Genomic DNA, 20,468 nt, shown 5'->3' with positions numbered 1-20,468 from the left:
AAAAGTTAATTGAATAATTTTTCTACGGTACTAATTGCTTCTGGTAAACAAAAAACAATTACTTTATCTCCGTTTTTTATTTGCATATTACCAAAAGACATTAAAGCTTTACCATTTCTAATAATTCCACCAAAAACAGCTTCTCTTGGAAAACGTAAATCACGAATAGGTTTTTCGGTAACTTTTGCATTAGGCTGCACTTCAAATTCAAAAACTTCTGCATCTATATTGTGTAGGTTTGCAAGTTCTAGAATTTCTCCTTTTCTAATATGTTTAAAAATATTACTAGCAGCAATTAATTTTTTATTGATGAGTGATTGAATACCAATAGTTTGAGAAATATCAATATAATCCATATTCTCAACCAAAGCTATTGTTTTTTTAACTCCTTTAGATTTTGCTACCAAGCAAGACATGATATTCGTTTCAGAATTTCCTGTAACTGCAATAAAAGCATCAGTCTCTCTAATGTTTTCTTCTTCTAATAATTCTAAATCTCTACCATCTCCATTAATTACTAAAGTATTATTAAGACCTTCAGCTAAAGTTTCTGCTTTTTCTCTATTTTTTTCGATTAACTTTACCTTAAAATTATTTTCACAAAGATTTCTAGCAGTTTTTTCTCCAATACTACTTCCTCCTAAAATCATTACGTTTTTGATATTATACTGCTTTCTACCAATGATAGGGTACAAATCTTTCATGCTATAATTTGGTACAGAAAAATATACTTGATCGTTTAATTGATAAGTAGTATCCCCTCTTGGGATAATAGTTTGTGCAACATTTTCTCTTTTAATGGCAATTGTAATAAAATCAATATTAGAAAACTTTTGTTTTGCCTCTTTTACTGTTAAATCTACCAAAGGTGATTTGAAAGTTAATGCAGTACCCATTACGTTAAACAAACCATTTTCAAACTCAACAGTATCGTTAAATGAGGATTGGTTAAGCAACATTTTTATTTCATTTGCAGCCAACTCTTGAGGAGAAATCATAAAATCTAAACCAAATTTTGTAAAATCAACTTCACATTCATTTAAAAATTCAGGATTATCAATCCTTGCAATTGTTTTTTTCGCTCCTAATGATTTCCCTATCACAGAAATTGTAAAATTGGTGTTTTGACTATCTGTAACAGCAATTAATAAATCAGCAGAATCAATACCTATTTCTTTTAGAAGTTTTATAGATGTAGCATCTCCCTTTTGTGTAATTACATCTAAATGGTTATTTATGTAGTTTAACTTATCACCATCAAAATCTATGATGTAAGTATCTTGAGATTCGTAAGAAAGTAGTTTAGCCAAGTGAAAACCAACATCTCCTGCACCAGCTATTATAATCTTCATAAATTTAAAATATGAAATAGAATGCAAAGATATGAAGACTTAAGGAGTAAAAATAAAAAAAACTGATTTTTAAGAGGCTTTAACTCTTTTTTGTACTTTTATAAAAATTGTTTTCTATGGAAAAACTTACCATTAAATCTTGGGCATTAGATGATAGACCTCGAGAAAAACTCCTTGCTAAAGGAAAATCTGTTTTGTCTGATGCAGAGTTGATTGCAATTTTAATTGGTTCTGGTAATAAAAACGAAAGTGCAGTTGCATTGAGTAAAAGAATTTTACAATCAGTAAATGGAAACATTAATGAATTGGCAAAACTCTCTGTTGAGAAGTTAACAGAATTTAATGGAATAGGAGAGGCTAAAGCTATTTCAATAATTACTGCATTAGAATTAGGAAAAAGGCGTCAATTAGAAACCGCTTTAGAAAAGCCAAAAATAACGTGTAGTAAAGATGTTTTTTATATAATGCAACATGTTATTGGTGATTTAGCACATGAAGAGTTTTGGATACTTTTTTTAAATAACTCTAATAAAGTTCTAGCAAAAACTCAAATAAGTAAAGGGGGTTTAACTGCTACTATTGTTGATGTAAGATTACTATTTAAAAAAGCATTAGAATATGCATCTGTAGGTATTATAGTTTGCCATAATCATCCTTCAGGAAAATTGAAACCTAGTAATGCAGATAAACAGTTAACCGAAAAAATAAAAGAAGCAGGTGCTACATTAGATATTAAGTTACTAGATCATTTGATAATTACTGAAAAATCGTACTTTAGCTTTGCTGATGAAGGGGTTTTGTAAGTAATTAAATGCAGAAAAATTTATTTATCAAGCATATTTTAGAAATTAAATATTTTACTATCTTAATTAATTTTAGCCTATACTAAAGAAGAATTTATGAGGTTTGATATTAGTTTTACTTATTGCCTTACTTTAACATAAATAGCTATTTTGGTACCTTTTGTTACACTCAAATTACCATTTTCATCAGAAATAGTTCCAATATTTTTAATTCCAATATTGACATAGGCTAATTTTTCATCATTGATACCTTCTACAAAGCCCTTTAAAATTATATGTTGACCTAAATAAATATTGGGTAGTAATATAAACACAAGGATAATTTTTAGTACTGATTTATGTTGAAGCATTTTATTTTTGTAATAAAAAATTAGATATTTTTCTTGCTATTGAGTAGACATATTCTTCTTGTGTATTACTTAATACGATTATAGTAATTCCTTTATTTGGATACATCCACATATCTGTTGCAAATAAATCACTTGCACCACCATGAAGAACCAACTTATTTTCTGAATCATTATTTTCAATTCCCCATCCATAACCATAATTACTATATAAACTTTCTGTTTTTAAATGTGGGTGTAGATATTTAGAAGTTGTTGATGCATCAAGAACTGTATTATTTCTTATTGCCTTGCTCCATAGAAACATATCATTAGCATTTGATAAAATACCACCATTAGCTTTGAGATTTAGATATGGACCATTGCTACTCCAATTTTCTTCATTTGGTTTTTTAGCTGCTGCACCGTCTAAAAATCCATTAGCAACTTCGTTATTTTTCCAATTAGGAATTACATAACCAGTATGATACATTTTAGAAGGTTTAAAAATAGTTTCGTTTAAAAAAGTTTCATATTCTTTTCCACTAACTTTTTCAATGATTAAACCTAATAAACTATATCCAATATTGGAATAGTTAAATTTTTTACCTACTTGACTTATTAGTTTACTACTAAATACTTTTTTTAGAAATTCTTCCTCTGTTATAGTATCGTAATCATCTCCTATTCCATCCACTAAACCAGAAGAATGTGTGAGCAATTGATGAATGGTTATATATTTTTTATCGTTTGGAACATCGTTAAAGTATTTTGATATTTTATCATTAACTAAAACTTTGTTTTGCATTGATAATTTTAGTATCCCTGCAGCTGTAAATTGTTTGGTAATAGAACAGATGTCAAAAACAGTTTTTATGTCGTTCATTCCATTTTTTTGACTATTTTTTCTACCATAGGCTTTATTAAATATGATACTATCATTTTTAGCGACTAAAATTACTCCTGAAAAACCTTTCTGAATCAATTTTTTGTCTATTGTAGCTAAATCATCAATTTTTACTATTGCTTTTTCTTTACGAACTGCTTTTACGTTTCCTTGTGGTTGTATTAGAATTAATTCATTAAAAACACCATTTTCTAGGTTTTTGAATTCTACTTTAAACTCTTTTTCAGTTTTAAAGGAAAATTTATGTTCTCCTATCTTTATTAATTCACTTTCTTTATCTCCAGTCACAAACAAATAAAGTTTTGAATTATTTTCTTTTTCTTTAGTGTAAATATTTATCGGAATTCCTGCAGCCTCATAAATGTATTCGCCAACATATTTTTTTAAATTATTTTGTGTTTGATTATTTAAAAGATGAGGTTTATTTGTAGAATTACAACTAAAACTATTTATACAAAACAGGCTCACTATAAGTACGATGATTGAGTTTGTTATCTTCATTTAACGTTATATTTATTTTGTTTGCTATTATTTTAAAAAAATGAAAAAACTATCCCTTTTTTAGTATTATTGGACGAAGCTTCTTTTTTAATTCATCAAATTCCTTTTTTGTCATCATCTCTATTTCCATTAATTCTTTTGCTTCTTTCAATTTTAAAATAGCTTCATATCTGGTAATCTTTCTGTTTTTTAATAAAAGTTCTCCTGTTTCAATTGCTAGTTCAGCATCCATAACACTTAAATATTTATTTAGTCCAAACGCTCTGCCATTAATTTCGCCTAAAACAACAACTATATACAAAGGTTTCCTTTTACTACCTCTATGAAAAGCTCTTATTTCTTTTACAACGGTTTTTGTGTTTTTTAAATCAATACTAGCTTTTATTTGAGCTTCTCCTGCTAAAGAAGTCATAATATTTCCAAAACCAGCTGGTCTTCCCATTTGAATAAATTCATAAGCTTTTTTGCTTGTAGTTCTAGAATCTGATAAGCCACCTCTTATTTTTTTTCCATAACCTAAAGAATATGTTCTAGTATTTAATTCTTCTGATGTAGGTTTGCCTAACACAACAGTATCTCCGATTTTAATTATATTATCGTTAATGGTGCTGTATTTTTTTACTAGTGTTCTATTCTTAACTTTTTTGAAGAATGAATAGTCTTGTGTGTCTTTGTAGGTTAAAGATTCTATTTCTTTTTGTGCGTTTGTAGTTGTTATTGATAATAACACGATTGTCAATAATATTATTTGTTTTTTCATTGTCTTTGATTAAATTTTATAAGGGTAACTTTTTTAATATTTTTAATTTATTTACATAACCATATCATTTATTCTTCTTCTGTAACTGAAATATGGCTCTTTAGATTTTCCTACTCTTACTACCATTTGTATTTTTTCATTCTCTTTTACTTGCATTGATTTTTTGAATTTTTTTCTTAAAGTTTTCATTTCTTCAAATTCTTGTAATACTTGGCTTAATGGATGTGTAAAAAAATCATTAGCCAAACAAGCTAGTTGCAAACGAGTATAATCTTGTCCTGCTTTTACCCAATCTAACATTGTGTTGGTTTTGGATTTAATGGTAATAATATTAGTAGAAGATGTTACTTTCTTATCATGACTTTTTAATGTATAGTTTATTGTTTTTTTATTATTCCATTCTTTGGATTCTAAACCTTTTAGTTTTTTTTCTGCAAACCACTTTTTAATCCCAAAAATCCCATTTCCAGGTAAATTAATCCCATCTCTTTTGCTTTCAATTCTATCGTCATTTTCTCTAAACCATTTTCGAGATTCTTCGTTAGTTCTGTAGCAATAACTTTCTATTTTCATACCTTCAGAAAGAATTGGTTTAATCTTGCTTAAAAATTGAACGTCAGTAAATAATTGAATTTCGTTATGTTTATAGCCAATTAATTCGAGTATATTTTTCCATGTTGAATTACTAATAACATCATCAGAAAATTGTAAACGAGAAGTTTTTCTATGTAAAAGAACTGTGTTTAAATTAGAACTAATAACATTGATGTTTTTCTTTAATATTAATTTTGCTATAGGTAAGGTGCCTAGTTCTTTTTTTTCATAATCACCTTCAGGGAAATAATATATTTTTGACGCAAAACCTTCTTGTGTCATGCCTATTGAAGCAGTTTCTAAAAAACAACCACAACCAATGTGAATTTGTCTCGTGGTTGGATCTGTTTCTGGTAAAATTCTTGTTGCATCAATAAATAACAATAGTTCAAGTTCATTTACTATTTTAAATTTCCAAGCTTGTGTATTATGAGGGTTAGAAGCACTTACACCATAAGCAATAGCTTTGAGTATTGGTTCTTTGAAGTTGTTAGGATTAGGTCTTTTTATCTTTTCCCTTTTTAGGTCTTTGCCTAATTCAATGTAACTGTATGATGATAAACTCACCATTGTAACAAAAGCTCCAGAGCCGATTATAAATTTTCTTCTATTCATAATTATTTACTTCAGCACAACAATTGATAAATTATACGCTTAATATTGAATTTATAAATTCTACTATTCTAAAATGAATAGGAAATATTTTAACAAAGTTTAGTTGATTAGATTGTTTCTATACCAAAGGCATCTTTAAGTGCCTGAAGTATCAAAAGATTATAAGTATCAGTATGATTAAAAGGACCAGAAATTATGCTAGCGTTTTTAGATTCTAAAAAAGTAACTTCTTCATTTGTAAGACTACCAACTGCTTCATCAATTGTTCCATAAACATATGTTAGATTGGATAAATCATTAATAGGGTTTAAAAGTTGGGTATATCTATTTTTTCCAAAACCTGCTTGTAATCTTAACGTATTTCTTTCTACTACATTAGCATGAGGCATATTATCAATTTGTGTAGTAGTTCCATTTATAAATCCACCTTCTTTTCCTTCTGATAATCCTTGCCAAATATCATCATTCATGTCTAATCTGCCAGATACAATTAGATATTTATCAGCTGCAGTTATTCCTTTTTTTACAATAAGATCTTGAGTAATAAACGCACCATAAGAAACTCCTAAAACATAAACTGTTCTTCCTTGATCTTTAAAATATTTAATAACTTTATAAAGTATTTCCACACTTTCTGTATTAAAATCGATAGCTTTATTTAAAGAAATATCATTACCCTCTAGAATACTAGGATTTAACATTTGTGTTTGTTTTACGTTTGCCATTAAAATGCCAGTTGTTTTAAATGCCCCTCCAAAAAAGGTATCTACTTCGTTTGTACTTAAAGTAAAACTAGGACCACCTTGTACATTTAAAAAAACTATTGGAGCATCTTCTTCTCCTTTAAAATAAATTAGGTCTTTAATTTCTTGTGATATTTTATTTTGACAAAGATTCGTTTCTGAACATATATCATCAGATTTAGAACATGATATTGTAGTAATTGTAAATAGTATTATGACAATTAAGTTTACCATTGAATAATTTTGATTTTTCATTTTTGAAAATATTGTTTTATTTACTTCTTATTTTGGATTACAAAAGTATATTTACCCTAAAATGAATAAGTTTTTTTTAGACTGTAGAAGTCCTGATAAAGTAGAATTATACGAATTAGGACTTTTAGCAAAGACACTAAATTGTTATTTCAAGTTAGAGAAAAGATTATACTTTTGGTTAAAGGTTTCGTTTGAATTGTTAAAACCCAAGTGAGTTAAACTTGGGTTTTGTTTTGTAGATTATAGGTTTTAGAAAAAGAAATAACCAATACTAACTTGAAAAACTTGATTTCTATTGTCCATATTAGAAAACTCGCTAGCAGTGCTTGTTTTATTAACTTTAGTTAATCCTAAATTATACCTTACACCAAAATTAAGTCCATTATTTAGCTTGTAACCCAAACCAAAATTAGCACCAAAGTCAAATTTATTAAATGAACTTTTTACATTTCTGCCTCCAGTTTTTGCAGAAAGTAAATATCCAATTTGTGGACCTGCTTCTAAACTTAAACTTTCTGTTACATAATATTTTCCCATAACAGGAAGATTCAAATAACTTAAATTAATAGAGGAACCACCTTGACCAGAAAACAACAGTTCAGGCTGAATGGAAAACTTTTCAGAAAGAGATATTTCTGCCATAAAACCAGCGTTAAAATCCGTTGTTCGAAATTTATTTTTGGAATTTACCCAATTAATTTCAGAAAGGTTTAATCCTCCTTTAATTCCAAATTTTACTTCTTGGGCATTTGTGCTTAATAACCCACAAACTGCAAAAGCAGTCAATACTAATTTTTTCATTTTGTTTATTTTTATTTGGGCAAAAGTATGTTCCAAATAAAAATAAAAACGCGGTTTTGGGGTTTAAGAAGTCCTGAAATGAGGTGTTTAAACGAATTAGGAAGTTTTTTGAAGTTTTCTATAAGCACCAGGAGACATCTCTACATTATTATTGAACGAACTGTAAAAAGCACTTTTAGATTTAAAACCAGCTTCCATACCAATTGCTTCTATAGAATATTTATTAAAAACAGCATCTTGTAATAGCCTTTTAGCAGCTTCAATTCTATATTCATTTACAAATTGAATAATACTTTTATTAATTTCTTGATTCACAATTTTAGATAAATAACCCTCATTTGTGTCTAGTTTTTTCGCTAAATCTAATCTACTCAAAAGGGGGTCTTTGTAAATTTCTTCTTCTTCCATTAGTTTATAAAGCTGACTTACAATTTTAGAGCTAGTAGTGTTACTTATTTTCTTTTTTTCTATAGTTTTTAATGTCTTTTTTGAGTTTAAATATTCATGAATTTCTTCTTTCTGAACAATTACCTGCAATCTAAATATTCCATTATACAAAAACCACCAAAAAAAGAATCCAATTAGAAGCCATAAAATGATAAAAATATATGATGAATTGAAAATATACTCCTCTACAAAAGCCAACATAAAACTTAAAAAAACACAAATAATAAAAAAGTTGAATTTTAATAACCAACGTCTTTTACTTTCAGTAATATTTTTAGAATTCAATATTAATTTTCTTCCATAAAAAATTAAAAATAAATTAAAGGCTATTGATGATAAATCCTTAACATTCATTATTAACTCAAAAAATGATTTATGTAAGTTTAGTAAATAATCTGAAAAATAAATAGAAATTTCAAGCAATATTGAAATAATAAATGGTCCATATAACCATTTGTAAATATTTCTTTTGAGCAATGGATGATTAATATGAACTAGAAAATATGAGAATATTATGGGGGCTAATAAGAGATCTAACACTATATTATCTACAAAAGTGAAAACAATATAGTTTTTATCTAATAACCCTATAAATATTAAACTAGCTATTAAGAACAGTGATAATGACAGATAATTATTGGCTTTACTTTTATAAAAAGGCGTAATTATCAAAGCTACACTTATAAAATAGCCCATAAAAATACTTGCAATAATTGCTAAACCTAATATTGTATCACTCATTATTTAACATATCAAAAAAAATAGACTAAAATTAGTATTAGTCTATTTTGCTATAAATGTAAATTAATTCATTTTCAATTTTATTAAATATCTCATAATTATTTACTAAAAATAAAGACAAGACAGGTTTTAAAAATTATTAGATTTTAATTTAACAAAAATTACATAACTTAATTTAAATTGGTTAGCAGTATTATTCTGTAATCATATCTTTTATTTCTCGTCTATAAGTTAAAAAAGGCTTTTTTGATTTTCCACATCTTAAAACCATCTGTATTTTCTCGTTTTCTTTTACATTCATTTCAGTTTCAAATCTAGATTTTAAAGATTTCATTTCTTCAAATTCTTGTAAAACTTGACTTAATGGTTGCATAAAAAAACCTTTTAGTAAACATGATAATTGAAGGCGAGTATAGTCTTGTCCAGCTTTTACCCAGTCTATCATGGTATTTGTTGTTGATATAATAATAATGATATTTGAAGAAGAATTGACTTTTTTACTATGATTTTTTAAGGTGAAATCTAATGTTTTTTTGTCATTCCATGCTTTAGAAGATAGTCCTTTTAATTCTCTTTCTGCAAACCATTTTTTAATACCTTTAATCCCATTTCCTTCTAGATTAATCCCATCTCTCTTGCTTGCTATTCTTTCATCATTTTCTCTAAACCATTTTCGAGATTCCTCATTAGTTCTGTAAGTATAACTTTCTACTTTCATTCCTTCAGATAGAATAGGTCTAATAACATTTAAGGCTTCTAAATCTGTAATTAATTGTATACTATTGTGCTTTTTACCTATTAATTTACTGATAGTATTCCAAGTAGAAATATCGATAACTTCATCAGAAAATTTTAATCGAGAAGTTCTTCGATTAAGAAGTACTTTGTTTAAAGGAGAATTTATAGTTTTAATATCTTTTTTTAAAGATAGTTTTGCAACTGGTAGTTCTCCTATTTCTAAAATATTATATTCTCCACTAGGAAAATAATCTATTTTGGAAGAGTAACCTTTTTTTGTCATACCAATTAAGGCAGTTTCTAAAAAGCAACCACAACCAATATGAATTTGTCTAGTTGAAGGATCGGTTTCAGGTAAAATTCTTGTTGAATCTACAAACAGAAGCATTTCTTTATCATTAAGAATTTTAAATTTCCAAGCTTGAGTATTGTGCGGATTTGATGCACTAACTCCATATGCAATAGCTTTAAAAATAGGCTCTTTAAAATTATTAGGGCTAGGTCGTTTTATTTTATCTTTTGTTATTTTCTTTGAGTTATTGTAACCATAGCAAGACAATGTAGTCATTGTAACTAACGCAGCCGATCCAACTATAAATTTCCTTCTATCCATTTTTCTAATTTTGAGAGTTAAATAATTACCTTACAAAATTGATGTATTGGTTGTTGTATAAAAAGGACAAATGTCTATTTAATTTCTTTTTTTAAAATTTTTTTACGAATTCTTGAAAGGTGTCTAGGCTCTATACCTAACATTGATGCGATGTGTTTTTGAGGAACTTGAGATACAAATTGTGGGTATGTTTTTTGAAAATTCAAATAGCGTTTTTCAGCATTAGTTGTTAGAAGTTGGTATACACGATTTTCATAACCAATTACATTAAGTTCTAGTATTTTTCTCCAAGCTAACTGAATCTCTCTAAATTTCATTAAGATATTCATAAAATAATCTCTATTATATATAATCATTTCCACATTTTTAATACATAAGAGATTTTCTAAACTCGGTGTTTTTTCTACAAAACTTACAAATCCAGTCACAAAATTTCCATGTAATGAAACCCATCTTGTAACTTGTTTTCCTTCAATATTATAATAATGAATGATAGACCCACTTATTATAAAACCTATTTTGGTAGATAAATGACTTTCTTTTAGGAAATATTCGCCTTTTTTTAGATGTAAAATTGAATATTTTGAAAGTGCTTTTTTACAATCAATGCTTAATTCAACTCCTGTTTTTTCTATAAAATCTTGAAGAATTATCATATGTGTTTTTTCAAAATTAGTTATTTTAATCTACAACAACATCATATTCTAAATATCATTAGTGCTAAAGATTCAGAATTTGATTGAATCATTTTAGAATTTGTAATTCTAGATATTTTAATTTAAGTATGCAAATTTAGACTCTTCAAAAAAATAAAAGATTATTTTTCAAGTCATAGAAGTTCTAAAATAATAGAATCACACAAATCAGTATCTTTTTTTAAAAATAGAGATACCTGTTAAGAAACTTACTCTCTTAATGTAATCTGAAAAATAGGTGTTATATTAGATATTAAACTACTAGATCACTTGATAATTACTGAAAAATCGTACTTTAGCTTTGCTGATAAAGAGGTTTTGTAATAGTTCAAAATTGGAATCTCTTAAATTGTAATTCATTTTAATGATATTAATTTACACCCATAAAATAACACCAAGAATTCGTTATATATTCAAGCATATTCTAACTAGAATTTTATTAATACCAGTAGGTTTTACTAGTAAAGTTGAAGAGTTTGTTGCTCATAATGGCCCTAAAATATCCTATACTAAAACTGCATTGGGTAACGAATTTTTTATTAAAAGCCATGAATTGTTATTCGAGCAAGGTGTAAATGATTTAGAGATTAATATACAAAAGTGGGATAATGTTCCATGTTTTTTTGCTACTAATATAAAATCTGCTATTCCTTTTGATATTTTTGCGGCTAGTTTCTATTTAATTACACGTTATGAAGAATATTTACCTCACGTAAAAGATATTCATGGACGATACACAGCTGAACAAAGCTTGTCATATAAAAAAGGCTTTTTAGAAAAGCCTGTTGTAGATATTTGGGCATATAAGTTTTTAGAAATACTAAAAAAGAGATTTCCAAATTATGAGTATAAAAATAGAAACTATGAATTTATTTCGACAATTGATATTGATAATGCTTTTGCTTATAAATATAAAAGCTTAATAAGAAGTATTGGTGGTTTTTTTAATGATTTATTCAAGTTTAGAGTTTTTGATATTTGGAATAGAATAGCAGTAATTACAAATTTAAAAGGCGATCCTTTTGATACTTTTCAAAAATTGTTAAGATTTAAAAAAGAGTATAATGTTAAAACTATTTTCTTTTTTTTAATTGGTGATTATACTACGTTTGACACCAATGTTTCTGCATCTAAAGAGAAATACAGGTTGCTGATAAAAGAAATGGTTGATTATGCTAGAGTAGGTTTACATCCTTCTTATTTTTCAATGCAAGATCCATCAATGTTGAAAAAAGAGAAAGATCGTTTAGAAGGTATTACGAATATGCCAGTTTCTTATTCTAGACAGCATTATTTGCGTTTTAGTTTACCAGAAACCTACCAACATTTAATCGATTTAGAAATAGAAGAAGATTATTCAATGGGTTATGCAAGTAATGTAGGTTTTAGAGCAAGCACCTGCACACCTTTTTATTTTTATAATATTGATTATGAGATACAAACACCTTTAAAAGTTTATCCTTTTGCATTAATGGATACTACATTAAATGATTATATGGGGCTAACTCCAAAACAATCTTTAGGTAAGATTAGAGATTTAAAAAATGAAGTAAAAGCAGTAAACGGAACTTTTATAACCCTTTTTCATAACGAAAGTTTAAGCGATTATTTACGTTGGAAAGGCTGGAAACGTTTGTACGAATCTATGCTAAAAATTGCCACTTCTTAAATGATAAAATATATAAAAAGAAAAGATATTGATCTTAAAAAATACGATGCTTGTATAGAAAATTCCATACAAAGTAGAATATATGCATTTTCTTGGTATTTAGATATTGTTGCAGATAATTGGGATGTTTTTGTTTTGGATGATTATGATGCAGTAATGCCAATGCCATTTCGTAAAAAAGCAAGGATTAAATACATTTATCCTCCTTTTTGGACATTAGAATTAGGTGTTTTTTCTTTGGATAATAATATTGATTATTTTATTTTTTTTGATAAACTTAAAAACCATTTTAAATATGCTGAATCTCGATTAAATACAGCAAATTTTATAGAGAAATCAAACGCTTTTTTATTAGAGAAACAAATGCAAATATTATCTATAAATGATAATTACGAAACCATTTATAAAGCCTATAGAAAGGATAGAAGAAAGGATTTAAAAAAGGCTCCAAGATCTTATTTAATTGAAAAATGGAATGATAAATCTACAAATTTAATTCATCTTTTTAAAGAGAATGTAGGTAAAAGAACGCCCAATATTATTGAAAAAGATTATCAAAATTTAGAAAAAATAATTAAAGTTTGTATTGATAAAAGAGTAGGTGAAATACTTTCTATTTATGATAAAAATAATCATTTAGTTGCTTCTGGTTTTTTCTTAAAACACAAAAAAGAAGTTACTATTTTGGTTTCCTCAACAGATTTTAAAAATCGAAATAATGGTGCAAGTACTTTTTTGATTGATAGAGCTATTTACAAATATCAAACAAATAATACTATTTTTCATTTTGGAGGTTCATCAATGAAAAATATTGCCAATTATTTCTTGAGTTTTGGAGCAGAAACTAAAAAATATTATCAACTTAAATATAACAACTTACCACTATTTTTAAAGTTTTTTAAAAAGTAATTTTTTGTAGAGAAAATAGAAAATCACAGCTGATAGAATTCCTGTTATCCACATTAAAATAGCAGACGTAAAAGCAGCCCCAATAATTCCATATTTTGGAATTAAATAATAATTACTAGCAATATTTAAAAGTACTCCGAAAGTAGCAATATAGTAGTTGATGTGAGCTTTTCCAATAGAGGATAATAGGTTTCCAAATAAACCTCTAAAAATATAAATTCCAGTAATTCCTATCATCAAAATTAAAAATGTATCTGAAAATTGTATAAAATTTTTATCTAAAATTGACAATATTTCATCAGTAAAAAACCAAGAAATTAAAAGTGCAATAACACTCACAAAAAAGAAAAAAGTCATATAACTTTTAATGTATTTTATGATGTGGTTTTTATCATAAATTTTCTCTGTAAAACTCACAAAATCAGTAGCAATAAAAACTCTTGGAAGAAATAATAAACTAAAAGGAATTAAAGAAATGTATCTATAATTGGTAATCATTTCTGTATTAGAAAGCAAGTAGCCAATCAATAGAATATCAATAACAAAGAGCAGTTGTGTAACTACGTTAGATAAACTTGCAAAAAAACCATATTTCCAAAATCCAAAATTTGTAACTTCTAATTTTATTTTAGATGAAAAGTCAATATTTAGTTTTTTGATAAATAAAATAGAAGAGATAAAAGGTGTAATTAATAATGCAATTGCATACCCAATTTCTTGAAAGAAATAGCTTGATAAAAAAACACTTACTAATAAAATAATGCTATGTATAAATTCTGTAAAAGCAAATAATTTGTTTTTATGTTGTAATCTAAATTGGGCTCTTATGATTTCAAAAAAGAAGGAGGGTAAAATGATAAAAGAAAGAATTACAATGTAAAGAAATGTATTTTCAAATTGAAAATTGATAAAAAAACTAATCCCAATGATTAAGAAAATTAAAATAAGGGAAGCTACTGATCCTTTTTTTAAAACGTATAAAAATATACTATTTTTATCCTTATTTTCTTTGGCTAAAGCTCCATATCTTATCAAACTTTGATGCAAGCCAAAACCACTAATGGGAATCAAAAATAGTATAATATTGTATGCAAAAAGTACAACACCCAAATCATCATTTGAAATCAGTTTTAAAGCAGTCCAAGAAGCTATAAAAGACAATATTCGCCCAATAACTGTGGCAAAAAAGACATAACTACCAGATCTGCTAAAAAAATCTTTCAAATAATTTATAATCAGGTTCATAGTGGTTTATCTATAAAATTTTGTAGCCAAATTTCAGTAGAAACCAACTGCCATATTTTTGATTCATTTTTAGATGTTATAATATTTCTAATAGCTTTTTTATTAAAGATAGTTCTATTTTCAAGACTTTGTAAGTTATCAGAAATAAAATCTTTTAAAGAGGTTTCTACCCAATTTTTTAATGGAATGCTTAGCCCCTTTTTAGGCATTTGTATTACATTTTTAGAAAGGTGTTTTTTAGCAATTTCTTTTAAAATATATTTTTGAGTAGTTTCTTTTAGTTTAAATTTAGTTGGAATTCTAAATGCATTTTCAATTAAATTATGATCTAATAAAGGAAACCTACCTTCAACAGAAAAAGCCATTGTTGTACTATCTAAAGCTCTCATTTGATGATTGCCAATATAAGATTTTAAGTTGTAAAAACTCATAGCTTCAAAGGTATCTGTAAATTGTTTTTTAGAAGCATATAAATTTTCTAAAGTATAAGTTGTATCAATACTCTTCTCTATAAATAGATTATTAATTTCTTTATCTTGAAAATTTGTATAATAATGACTATAATATTCCCCAAGCGTTTTACAATTTGCTATTGCTTTTCCTTTTTTTATCTTCTGATGAATTTCTGGTAAAAAATCAATAAAATTTTTATTTTTTTTAAGCTTTTCCCATAAAGGAATTTTTCTATAGACATCATAACCTCCAAAAAGCTCATCTCCACCTAAACCACTTAAAACTACTGTACAGTTGTTTGTTGCAGCCATTTCAGATAATAAATAATTTGCAGAAATGGTGTGATAAGGTTCTTCATAACAAATTATAGAATCCTCAATATTTCTATAAAATTTATTTACATCAGCATTTAAAACAATTTGATTGAGTTGATGCAAATTTGCAGTTTCTTTGGCTTGATTTACCTCATTAAATTCTTTAAAGTTGTTAAAAGCTAACGTCAATATTTTTAAGTCAGGTTTTTGTTTTGCTGCTAGGACAGAAATTAAAGAAGAGTCAATTCCACCACTCATAAAAGATCCAATTTCTACATCAGAAATTAATCTATAATTGATAGATTTGTGTAAGCTTTCTTCTAAAAGTTGTGTTGCTTTTTCTTCTGATAAACTAAAATCTTGAATTTGTGTAGGAATTTCCCAATATTGATTTTTGCTTACAGAATTGTCATTTAAATTGATTAATAAATGATGCCCAGGTTCTAATGCTAAAATGTCTTGAAAAACGGTATGAGGTCTTTGTGCAGTTGTAAATCTAAAATTTTGCCACAAACCTTCCCAATTAATTTCTGGTTGATACAACTTCGATTTTATAATAGCTTTTACACTACTTCCAAAAATAAAAAACCTTTCATTTTGATAAAAATACAGAGGTTTTATACCAATTCTATCTCTTGCTATAAAAACAGTTTTATCAACTGTATTTAAAATTGCAAAAGCAAACATTCCATTGAACCTTTGTAACGCATTCGTTCCCCATTCTTTATAAGCATTGATAACTACTTCTGTGTCAGAATTAGAAAAAAAATGATGCCCTAAACCTTTTAATTCTGTTTTTATTTCTTTGTAATTGTACAATTCACCATTGAAAATAACCCAATATTTTTGAGAATTATCAGCCATAGGCTGATGACTTTTTGAGGAAAGATCTATAATTTTTAGCTGTCTAAATCCAAAACTAACTTTAGCACCTTTACCCAAAGCTGTATTAATGTGTTTTGAATCTTTTTCTATGGAATCATCTCCAAAATAGTGCTGAATTCCCTCATCAGAATACAAGATATAACCTTCGTCATTTGGTCCACGATGTTTCAAACTTTGAGTCATCTGTATGATTCCATCAACATTTCTGGCTTGATTTTGAAAACTGATAATTCCTGCTATTCCACACATACACTAGGTTTCTAGAGTTTTTACATACAAGTTATGAAATTTATCAGCAATAGCATTTTCACTAAAATGTTCGTTTATGTAAGTATGCATTTTTTCTTTTGATGCTAAACCCTTTTTTTTATGATAAAATTTTAGGATTTCTATTTCTAATTTTTGTTCATCTTTTGGCGGAATTAAGACACCGAAATCATTAGGAAAATATTCATTAATACCACCAACATTTGTTGAGATAACTGGTGTTCCACAAGCAAAAGCTTCTAAAATTACACAAGGTAAATTTTCAAAGTTACTAAAAAGTACAAAGAGATTTGCTTGCTGTAAATGAGCAATTATTTCTCTATGAGGCACATGATTTATAAATTCTATAATTTCAGGATTTATGTTTAAATCATTTGCTAGTGCAACGTATTTCATAGCATTTTCTCCAATTATTTTTACTAAAATAGTACTTGTCTTTTCTTGAATTTTTTGAACAACATTTAAAATGCCAGATACATTTTTATGAGCATCATTCATATTAGAAATATGAATTATTGTAAACTTTCCAGCATCTTTTTTTATGGGAAAGAATACTTCTGTATCAACTACATTTTCTACAATTTTATAAGTGCCTTTCAAACCAAAAATTTGCATCGAATTTTTTAAATCTGATGTTACAGGACATATAAAGCTTGCATTTTTAGCAATAATTTTAGAGATAGATTTTTGAATTTTTGAAATTTTATTAGATAATGGAAATTTATAATCTGTCCAATGTTCAGAGATGATAAAGGGTTTTTTTGAAAGCCATTTAGAATATAGAGCTAAAACACCAAAAGGGAAAAGCTCATTCAAATGAATCATATCAAAAAAGCCTACTTTTTTTAATAGTATTTTATATGCTTTTAAAAATTGATTTCCTTTTTGTAAAGGATTTCTTGTTTTTTTTAAATATGCAATATGAGTGTGTACCCCATCAATTTTATCAGAAACTATTTCTATATTTTTCATGTTGTTTTCATCAGAAATAATATGAATTATAGAAACTTTATGTTTTAATGAAACTGCTTTTGCGTGTCTGTGAATAAAATCTCCATTGTTGGGAAATACCCTTGATGGATACCAGCCACATAAAAAAAGTATATGAAGTTTTCTGTTCAAAAAAATATCAATTAACATCACAAATATAGCAACTAATAAATAGTTAACTCAACAATAATCTTTACTTTTAGAAAATGAAAATAGAACACATTTTTTTTGATTTAGATCATACTCTTTGGGATTTTGAGAAAAATTCTGATTTAACTTTTCAGAAAATATTTCTTAACAATAATATAGAAATAAAAATTGAAGGTTTTCTTGAAGTTTATAAACCTATAAATAGAAAATATTGGAAGTTGTATAGAGAAGAAAAAGTTACCAAAAAAGAATTGAGATATCAACGTTTAAAAAAAGCTTTTGATGCTATAAATTATACAATTTCTGATGATTTAATAGACAAGTTAGCTATTGAATATATAGATTGTTTACCTCATTTTAAAAACTTATTTGATGGTACTTTTGAAATCTTAGAGTACTTAAAAGAGAAATACAAACTCCACATCATCACAAATGGATTTGAAGAAATACAAACAATAAAAATGAAATCTTCTAATATTTTACATTATTTTGATGAAATTATTACTTCAGAATCTGTGGGTGTAAAAAAGCCAAACCCAAAAGTATTTAATTATGCTTTGCAATCTGCAAACGCAACTCCGCAAAATTCTATTATGATTGGTGATAGTATAGAAGCTGATATTGAAGGAGCATTAAATGTCGGTTTAACTGCAATTCATTGTAATTTTGAGAATGAAGATATAAAGAGAAACGATTTTACGTCAATTACATCACTCAAAGAAATAAAACAATATCTTTAATATTAAAAACGTTTTATAAAAAACTAAAACATGAAATCCCTCAAAAAAATAAGCTTTCTATTAAGCTTTTTTATGATAGTATCTTGTTCTGATAAGTTAGATTTTAATCAGATAAATAATTATATTCATAAGCCAGTACTCACATCTGCGTTAACTTATTTTAAAGTAGTTCCTTTTCAATTTTTCGATTCGAATGGTGTTCAACAATTTGAAATTAGAGATGTAACACGTTTTGAAGGTTTTGAAAATACTTATATCAGAGAAAATGTAGTTAAGATTAATTTTAATGCAGAAATTAAAAACGAATTCAATAGAGATGTAACCATACAAGCAGAGTTTTTAAGTGAAAATGATGGTTTATTGTATTCTTTCACTCCAATACAAGTTCAAGAGAATGATTTAAACTTTACTTATTTAGAAGAGATAGATGTTACCACAAATCAATCTGTTTTAAATACAGCCAAGGTAAGAATTATAGCTTCTATCGAAAATACTGGAACTCCAATGAATCCTAATGATACCAGCGAGTTTGAGTTTAAATCATCAATAACTTTTTTTATAGAATCAGAGCTTTAGAATGAGAAAAATTATATTCATTTTAATAGTGCTATTTTTTTATAAATCAATAGCACAAAACAAACAAGTTTTGTTTGGTTTTGCAGAACTTCCTCAAACATTGTTGTTAAATCCTGCTTCAGAAACCAATTATAAATTTCATGTAGGGGTTCCATTGTTATCAGGTTTTTCTACAGAAATTGGTTCTTCAAGTGCTGTTTTATCTGATTTGTTTGGTGTTGATAATAGAACAGTTAATCAGAAAGTTACTTCATTATTAAACTCTTTATCACCTAGAGATTTTTTAAAGCTCAATACACAAATTGAGATTTTGAGCGGTGGTTTTCGATACGATTCTAAAAATTATTTTAGTTTCGGATTTTATAATGAAATTGATGCCATTGGTTATTATCCCAAAGATTTTTTAACACTATTTAATGAAGGTAATGATGCTTATTTAAATAGAAGTTTTAGTGCTTCTCAAATTATTTATAAACTAGATGTTATTGGAGTATTACATGCAGGAATTACAAGAAAAATAAATGATAAATTAACAGTAGGAGGTAGGTTTAAAATATACTCATCTGCATTAAATATTGAAACAAATAATAACTCTGGAACTTTTACAACCACCCAAGGAACTAACAATCTTTACACTCATTATTTTAATGATGTTGATATTAATTTAAAAACATCTGGATTAGTAGACTCAAACACAGAACAATATATAGAAAATGCAGGTACTTTTATTGGAAACACTTTTTTAGGTGGTAATTTAGGAATCGGTTTAGATGTAGGATTAACTTATAAAATTACTGATCAGCTAGAATTTTCGGGTAGTATTATCGATTTCGGATTTATTAATCATAAAAAGAACGTTAAGAATACAAAAACTAAAGGTAATTTTATTTTTGAAGGTGTTGATTTTACTTTCGATCCCAATAATAATGGTAACTATTGGGAACAAATAGATGAACGATTTAAACAAGAATTACCAACTACAGAAGATAATGAATCCTATATTTCTTGGAGACCTACAAAAATTAATGCAGCATTAAAGTACAGTTTTGGTGAGAAACGTAGTAAATATTGCTATGACAATACATATAAAGATTTTTACACAGATGCTATTGGTGTTCAGTTATTTAATGTTTTTAGACCTTTAAGTCCGCAATTAGCATTAACAACTTTTTATCAAAAATCAATTTCAAAAAAAATTCATGCTAAATTCACATATACAATAGATGATTTCTCTTACTCAAATATAGGTGCAGGTTTATCTATGCAGTTTGGTAAAATAAATTTATATGGTATGTTCGATAATATTTTGGCTTACAGAAATCTGGCTACTGCAAATTCTGTATCTTTACAATTAGGTGTTAATTTAATTTTTAATTAGT

The 20,468-nt window shown here is 26.7% G+C and carries 19 protein-coding genes and 1 pseudogene; 7 read left to right on the top strand and 13 right to left on the bottom strand.

Going from position 1 to position 20,468, the window contains the following annotated elements:
- Positions 1-5: 5 nt before the first annotated feature.
- Positions 6-1,352 carry a Trk system potassium transporter TrkA gene (trkA, locus tag BTO18_RS08630; protein WP_105015831.1) on the bottom strand — a complete coding sequence of 449 codons (1,347 nt, stop codon included), beginning with the start codon at positions 1,350-1,352 and terminating at the stop codon, positions 6-8.
- Between the two features lie 116 nt (positions 1,353-1,468).
- On the opposite strand from trkA, the gene radC reads away from it, so the two are divergent.
- Positions 1,469-2,155 (top strand): RadC family protein, encoded by a 687-nt coding sequence (radC, locus tag BTO18_RS08625; RefSeq protein WP_105015830.1) that lies wholly within the window; start codon positions 1,469-1,471, stop codon positions 2,153-2,155.
- Positions 2,156-2,274: 119 nt separating this feature from the next.
- Here the strand turns inward: radC and BTO18_RS08620 are convergent, their stop codons facing one another.
- The 9 genes from BTO18_RS08620 to BTO18_RS08580 all read right to left on the bottom strand — a co-directional run bounded on the left by BTO18_RS08620 (position 2,275) and on the right by BTO18_RS08580 (position 10,852).
- Positions 2,275-2,469, bottom strand: a complete 195-nt coding sequence (locus BTO18_RS08620; protein WP_146106900.1) for a hypothetical protein — start codon at positions 2,467-2,469, stop codon at positions 2,275-2,277.
- Positions 2,470-2,506: 37 nt separating this feature from the next.
- On the bottom strand, positions 2,507-3,889 hold the full coding sequence (locus BTO18_RS08615; protein WP_105015828.1) for a serine hydrolase domain-containing protein: 1,383 nt from the start codon (positions 3,887-3,889) through the stop codon (positions 2,507-2,509).
- Between the two features lie 49 nt (positions 3,890-3,938).
- Positions 3,939-4,649 carry a hypothetical protein gene (locus BTO18_RS08610; protein ID WP_105015827.1) on the bottom strand — a complete coding sequence of 237 codons (711 nt, stop codon included), beginning with the start codon at positions 4,647-4,649 and terminating at the stop codon, positions 3,939-3,941.
- 51 nt (positions 4,650-4,700) lie between these two features.
- On the bottom strand, positions 4,701-5,858 hold the full coding sequence (locus tag BTO18_RS08605; RefSeq protein WP_105015826.1) for an Acg family FMN-binding oxidoreductase: 1,158 nt from the start codon (positions 5,856-5,858) through the stop codon (positions 4,701-4,703).
- A 107-nt stretch (positions 5,859-5,965) separates the two neighbouring features.
- Positions 5,966-6,856 (bottom strand): hypothetical protein, encoded by an 891-nt coding sequence (locus BTO18_RS08600; protein WP_105015825.1) that lies wholly within the window; start codon positions 6,854-6,856, stop codon positions 5,966-5,968.
- A 249-nt stretch (positions 6,857-7,105) separates the two neighbouring features.
- Positions 7,106-7,657, bottom strand: coding sequence for a porin family protein (locus BTO18_RS08595; protein ID WP_105015824.1), 552 nt, complete (start codon positions 7,655-7,657; stop codon positions 7,106-7,108).
- A 96-nt stretch (positions 7,658-7,753) separates the two neighbouring features.
- On the bottom strand, positions 7,754-8,845 hold the full coding sequence (locus BTO18_RS08590) for a helix-turn-helix domain-containing protein (protein ID WP_105015823.1): 1,092 nt from the start codon (positions 8,843-8,845) through the stop codon (positions 7,754-7,756).
- A gap of 193 nt (positions 8,846-9,038) precedes the next feature.
- Complete coding sequence (locus BTO18_RS08585; RefSeq protein ID WP_105015822.1) at positions 9,039-10,196, bottom strand: Acg family FMN-binding oxidoreductase; 1,158 nt, start codon at positions 10,194-10,196, stop codon at positions 9,039-9,041.
- 74 nt (positions 10,197-10,270) lie between these two features.
- Positions 10,271-10,852 (bottom strand): Crp/Fnr family transcriptional regulator, encoded by a 582-nt coding sequence (locus BTO18_RS08580; protein ID WP_105015821.1) that lies wholly within the window; start codon positions 10,850-10,852, stop codon positions 10,271-10,273.
- Positions 10,853-11,128: 276 nt separating this feature from the next.
- On the opposite strand from BTO18_RS08580, the pseudogene BTO18_RS08575 reads away from it, so the two are divergent.
- From BTO18_RS08575 to BTO18_RS08565, 3 genes and pseudogenes are all read left to right on the top strand, one after another.
- Positions 11,129-11,215 (top strand): annotated as a pseudogene (locus BTO18_RS08575) (JAB domain-containing protein); the annotation flags it as partial.
- Between the two features lie 40 nt (positions 11,216-11,255).
- Positions 11,256-12,560: a polysaccharide deacetylase family protein gene (locus BTO18_RS08570; RefSeq protein ID WP_105015820.1), complete on the top strand. Its 1,305-nt coding sequence runs from the start codon at positions 11,256-11,258 to the stop codon at positions 12,558-12,560.
- The gene (locus BTO18_RS08565; protein ID WP_105015819.1) at positions 12,561-13,469 is read left to right on the top strand and encodes a hypothetical protein; all 909 of its coding nucleotides are present in this window, start codon (positions 12,561-12,563) and stop codon (positions 13,467-13,469) included.
- Here BTO18_RS08565 and BTO18_RS08560 read toward each other — a convergent pair.
- From BTO18_RS08560 to BTO18_RS08550, 3 genes are read right to left on the bottom strand one after another with little or no spacing between them, the layout of a single operon-like run.
- Positions 13,449-14,714 carry an oligosaccharide flippase family protein gene (locus BTO18_RS08560; protein WP_105015818.1) on the bottom strand — a complete coding sequence of 422 codons (1,266 nt, stop codon included), beginning with the start codon at positions 14,712-14,714 and terminating at the stop codon, positions 13,449-13,451. The two genes, BTO18_RS08565 and BTO18_RS08560, sit on opposite strands and share 21 nt — an antisense overlap.
- The gene (asnB, locus tag BTO18_RS08555; protein WP_105015817.1) at positions 14,711-16,615 is read right to left on the bottom strand and encodes an asparagine synthase (glutamine-hydrolyzing); all 1,905 of its coding nucleotides are present in this window, start codon (positions 16,613-16,615) and stop codon (positions 14,711-14,713) included. Before asnB ends, BTO18_RS08560 begins: the two co-directional genes overlap by 4 nt.
- A gap of 3 nt (positions 16,616-16,618) precedes the next feature.
- Entirely contained in the window at positions 16,619-17,755 is a 1,137-nt protein-coding gene (locus tag BTO18_RS08550; protein ID WP_170063252.1) for a glycosyltransferase family 4 protein, read from the bottom strand.
- Between the two features lie 74 nt (positions 17,756-17,829).
- On the opposite strand from BTO18_RS08550, the gene BTO18_RS08545 reads away from it, so the two are divergent.
- The 3 genes from BTO18_RS08545 to BTO18_RS08535 all read left to right on the top strand — a co-directional run bounded on the left by BTO18_RS08545 (position 17,830) and on the right by BTO18_RS08535 (position 20,467).
- Entirely contained in the window at positions 17,830-18,513 is a 684-nt protein-coding gene (locus tag BTO18_RS08545) for a YjjG family noncanonical pyrimidine nucleotidase (RefSeq protein WP_105015815.1), read from the top strand.
- Positions 18,514-18,585: 72 nt separating this feature from the next.
- Positions 18,586-19,089, top strand: a complete 504-nt coding sequence (locus BTO18_RS08540; protein WP_105015814.1) for a hypothetical protein — start codon at positions 18,586-18,588, stop codon at positions 19,087-19,089.
- Between the two features lies 1 nt (position 19,090).
- Positions 19,091-20,467 (top strand): DUF5723 family protein, encoded by a 1,377-nt coding sequence (locus BTO18_RS08535; RefSeq protein WP_105015813.1) that lies wholly within the window; start codon positions 19,091-19,093, stop codon positions 20,465-20,467.
- Position 20,468: the final 1 nt, after the last annotated feature.

The sequence above is a fragment of the Polaribacter porphyrae genome (genome assembly GCF_002954685.1).
In the GTDB taxonomy this organism is placed as follows: domain Bacteria; phylum Bacteroidota; class Bacteroidia; order Flavobacteriales; family Flavobacteriaceae; genus Polaribacter; species Polaribacter porphyrae.
Note: the sequence above shows the minus strand (reverse complement) of the source record. Positions and strands in the feature narration are given on the sequence as shown.

Bases quoted from the DNA above. Each gene is read 5' to 3' on its own strand.
- trkA (WP_105015831.1), bottom strand. From the start codon at position 1,352: ATGAAGATTATAATAGCTGGTGCAGGAGATGTTGGTTTTCACTTGGCT.
- radC (WP_105015830.1), top strand. From the start codon at position 1,469: ATGGAAAAACTTACCATTAAATCTTGGGCATTAGATGATAGACCTCGA.
- BTO18_RS08615 (WP_105015828.1), bottom strand. From the start codon at position 3,889: ATGAAGATAACAAACTCAATCATCGTACTTATAGTGAGCCTGTTTTGT.
- BTO18_RS08610 (WP_105015827.1), bottom strand. From the start codon at position 4,649: ATGAAAAAACAAATAATATTATTGACAATCGTGTTATTATCAATAACA.
- BTO18_RS08605 (WP_105015826.1), bottom strand. From the start codon at position 5,858: ATGAATAGAAGAAAATTTATAATCGGCTCTGGAGCTTTTGTTACAATG.
- BTO18_RS08600 (WP_105015825.1), bottom strand. From the start codon at position 6,856: ATGAAAAATCAAAATTATTCAATGGTAAACTTAATTGTCATAATACTA.
- BTO18_RS08595 (WP_105015824.1), bottom strand. From the start codon at position 7,657: ATGAAAAAATTAGTATTGACTGCTTTTGCAGTTTGTGGGTTATTAAGC.
- BTO18_RS08590 (WP_105015823.1), bottom strand. From the start codon at position 8,845: ATGAGTGATACAATATTAGGTTTAGCAATTATTGCAAGTATTTTTATG.
- BTO18_RS08585 (WP_105015822.1), bottom strand. From the start codon at position 10,196: ATGGATAGAAGGAAATTTATAGTTGGATCGGCTGCGTTAGTTACAATG.
- BTO18_RS08580 (WP_105015821.1), bottom strand. From the start codon at position 10,852: ATGATAATTCTTCAAGATTTTATAGAAAAAACAGGAGTTGAATTAAGC.
- BTO18_RS08570 (WP_105015820.1), top strand. From the start codon at position 11,256: ATGATATTAATTTACACCCATAAAATAACACCAAGAATTCGTTATATA.
- BTO18_RS08565 (WP_105015819.1), top strand. From the start codon at position 12,561: ATGATAAAATATATAAAAAGAAAAGATATTGATCTTAAAAAATACGAT.
- BTO18_RS08560 (WP_105015818.1), bottom strand. From the start codon at position 14,714: ATGAACCTGATTATAAATTATTTGAAAGATTTTTTTAGCAGATCTGGT.
- asnB (WP_105015817.1), bottom strand. From the start codon at position 16,615: ATGTGTGGAATAGCAGGAATTATCAGTTTTCAAAATCAAGCCAGAAAT.
- BTO18_RS08545 (WP_105015815.1), top strand. From the start codon at position 17,830: ATGAAAATAGAACACATTTTTTTTGATTTAGATCATACTCTTTGGGAT.
- BTO18_RS08540 (WP_105015814.1), top strand. From the start codon at position 18,586: ATGATAGTATCTTGTTCTGATAAGTTAGATTTTAATCAGATAAATAAT.
- BTO18_RS08535 (WP_105015813.1), top strand. From the start codon at position 19,091: ATGAGAAAAATTATATTCATTTTAATAGTGCTATTTTTTTATAAATCA.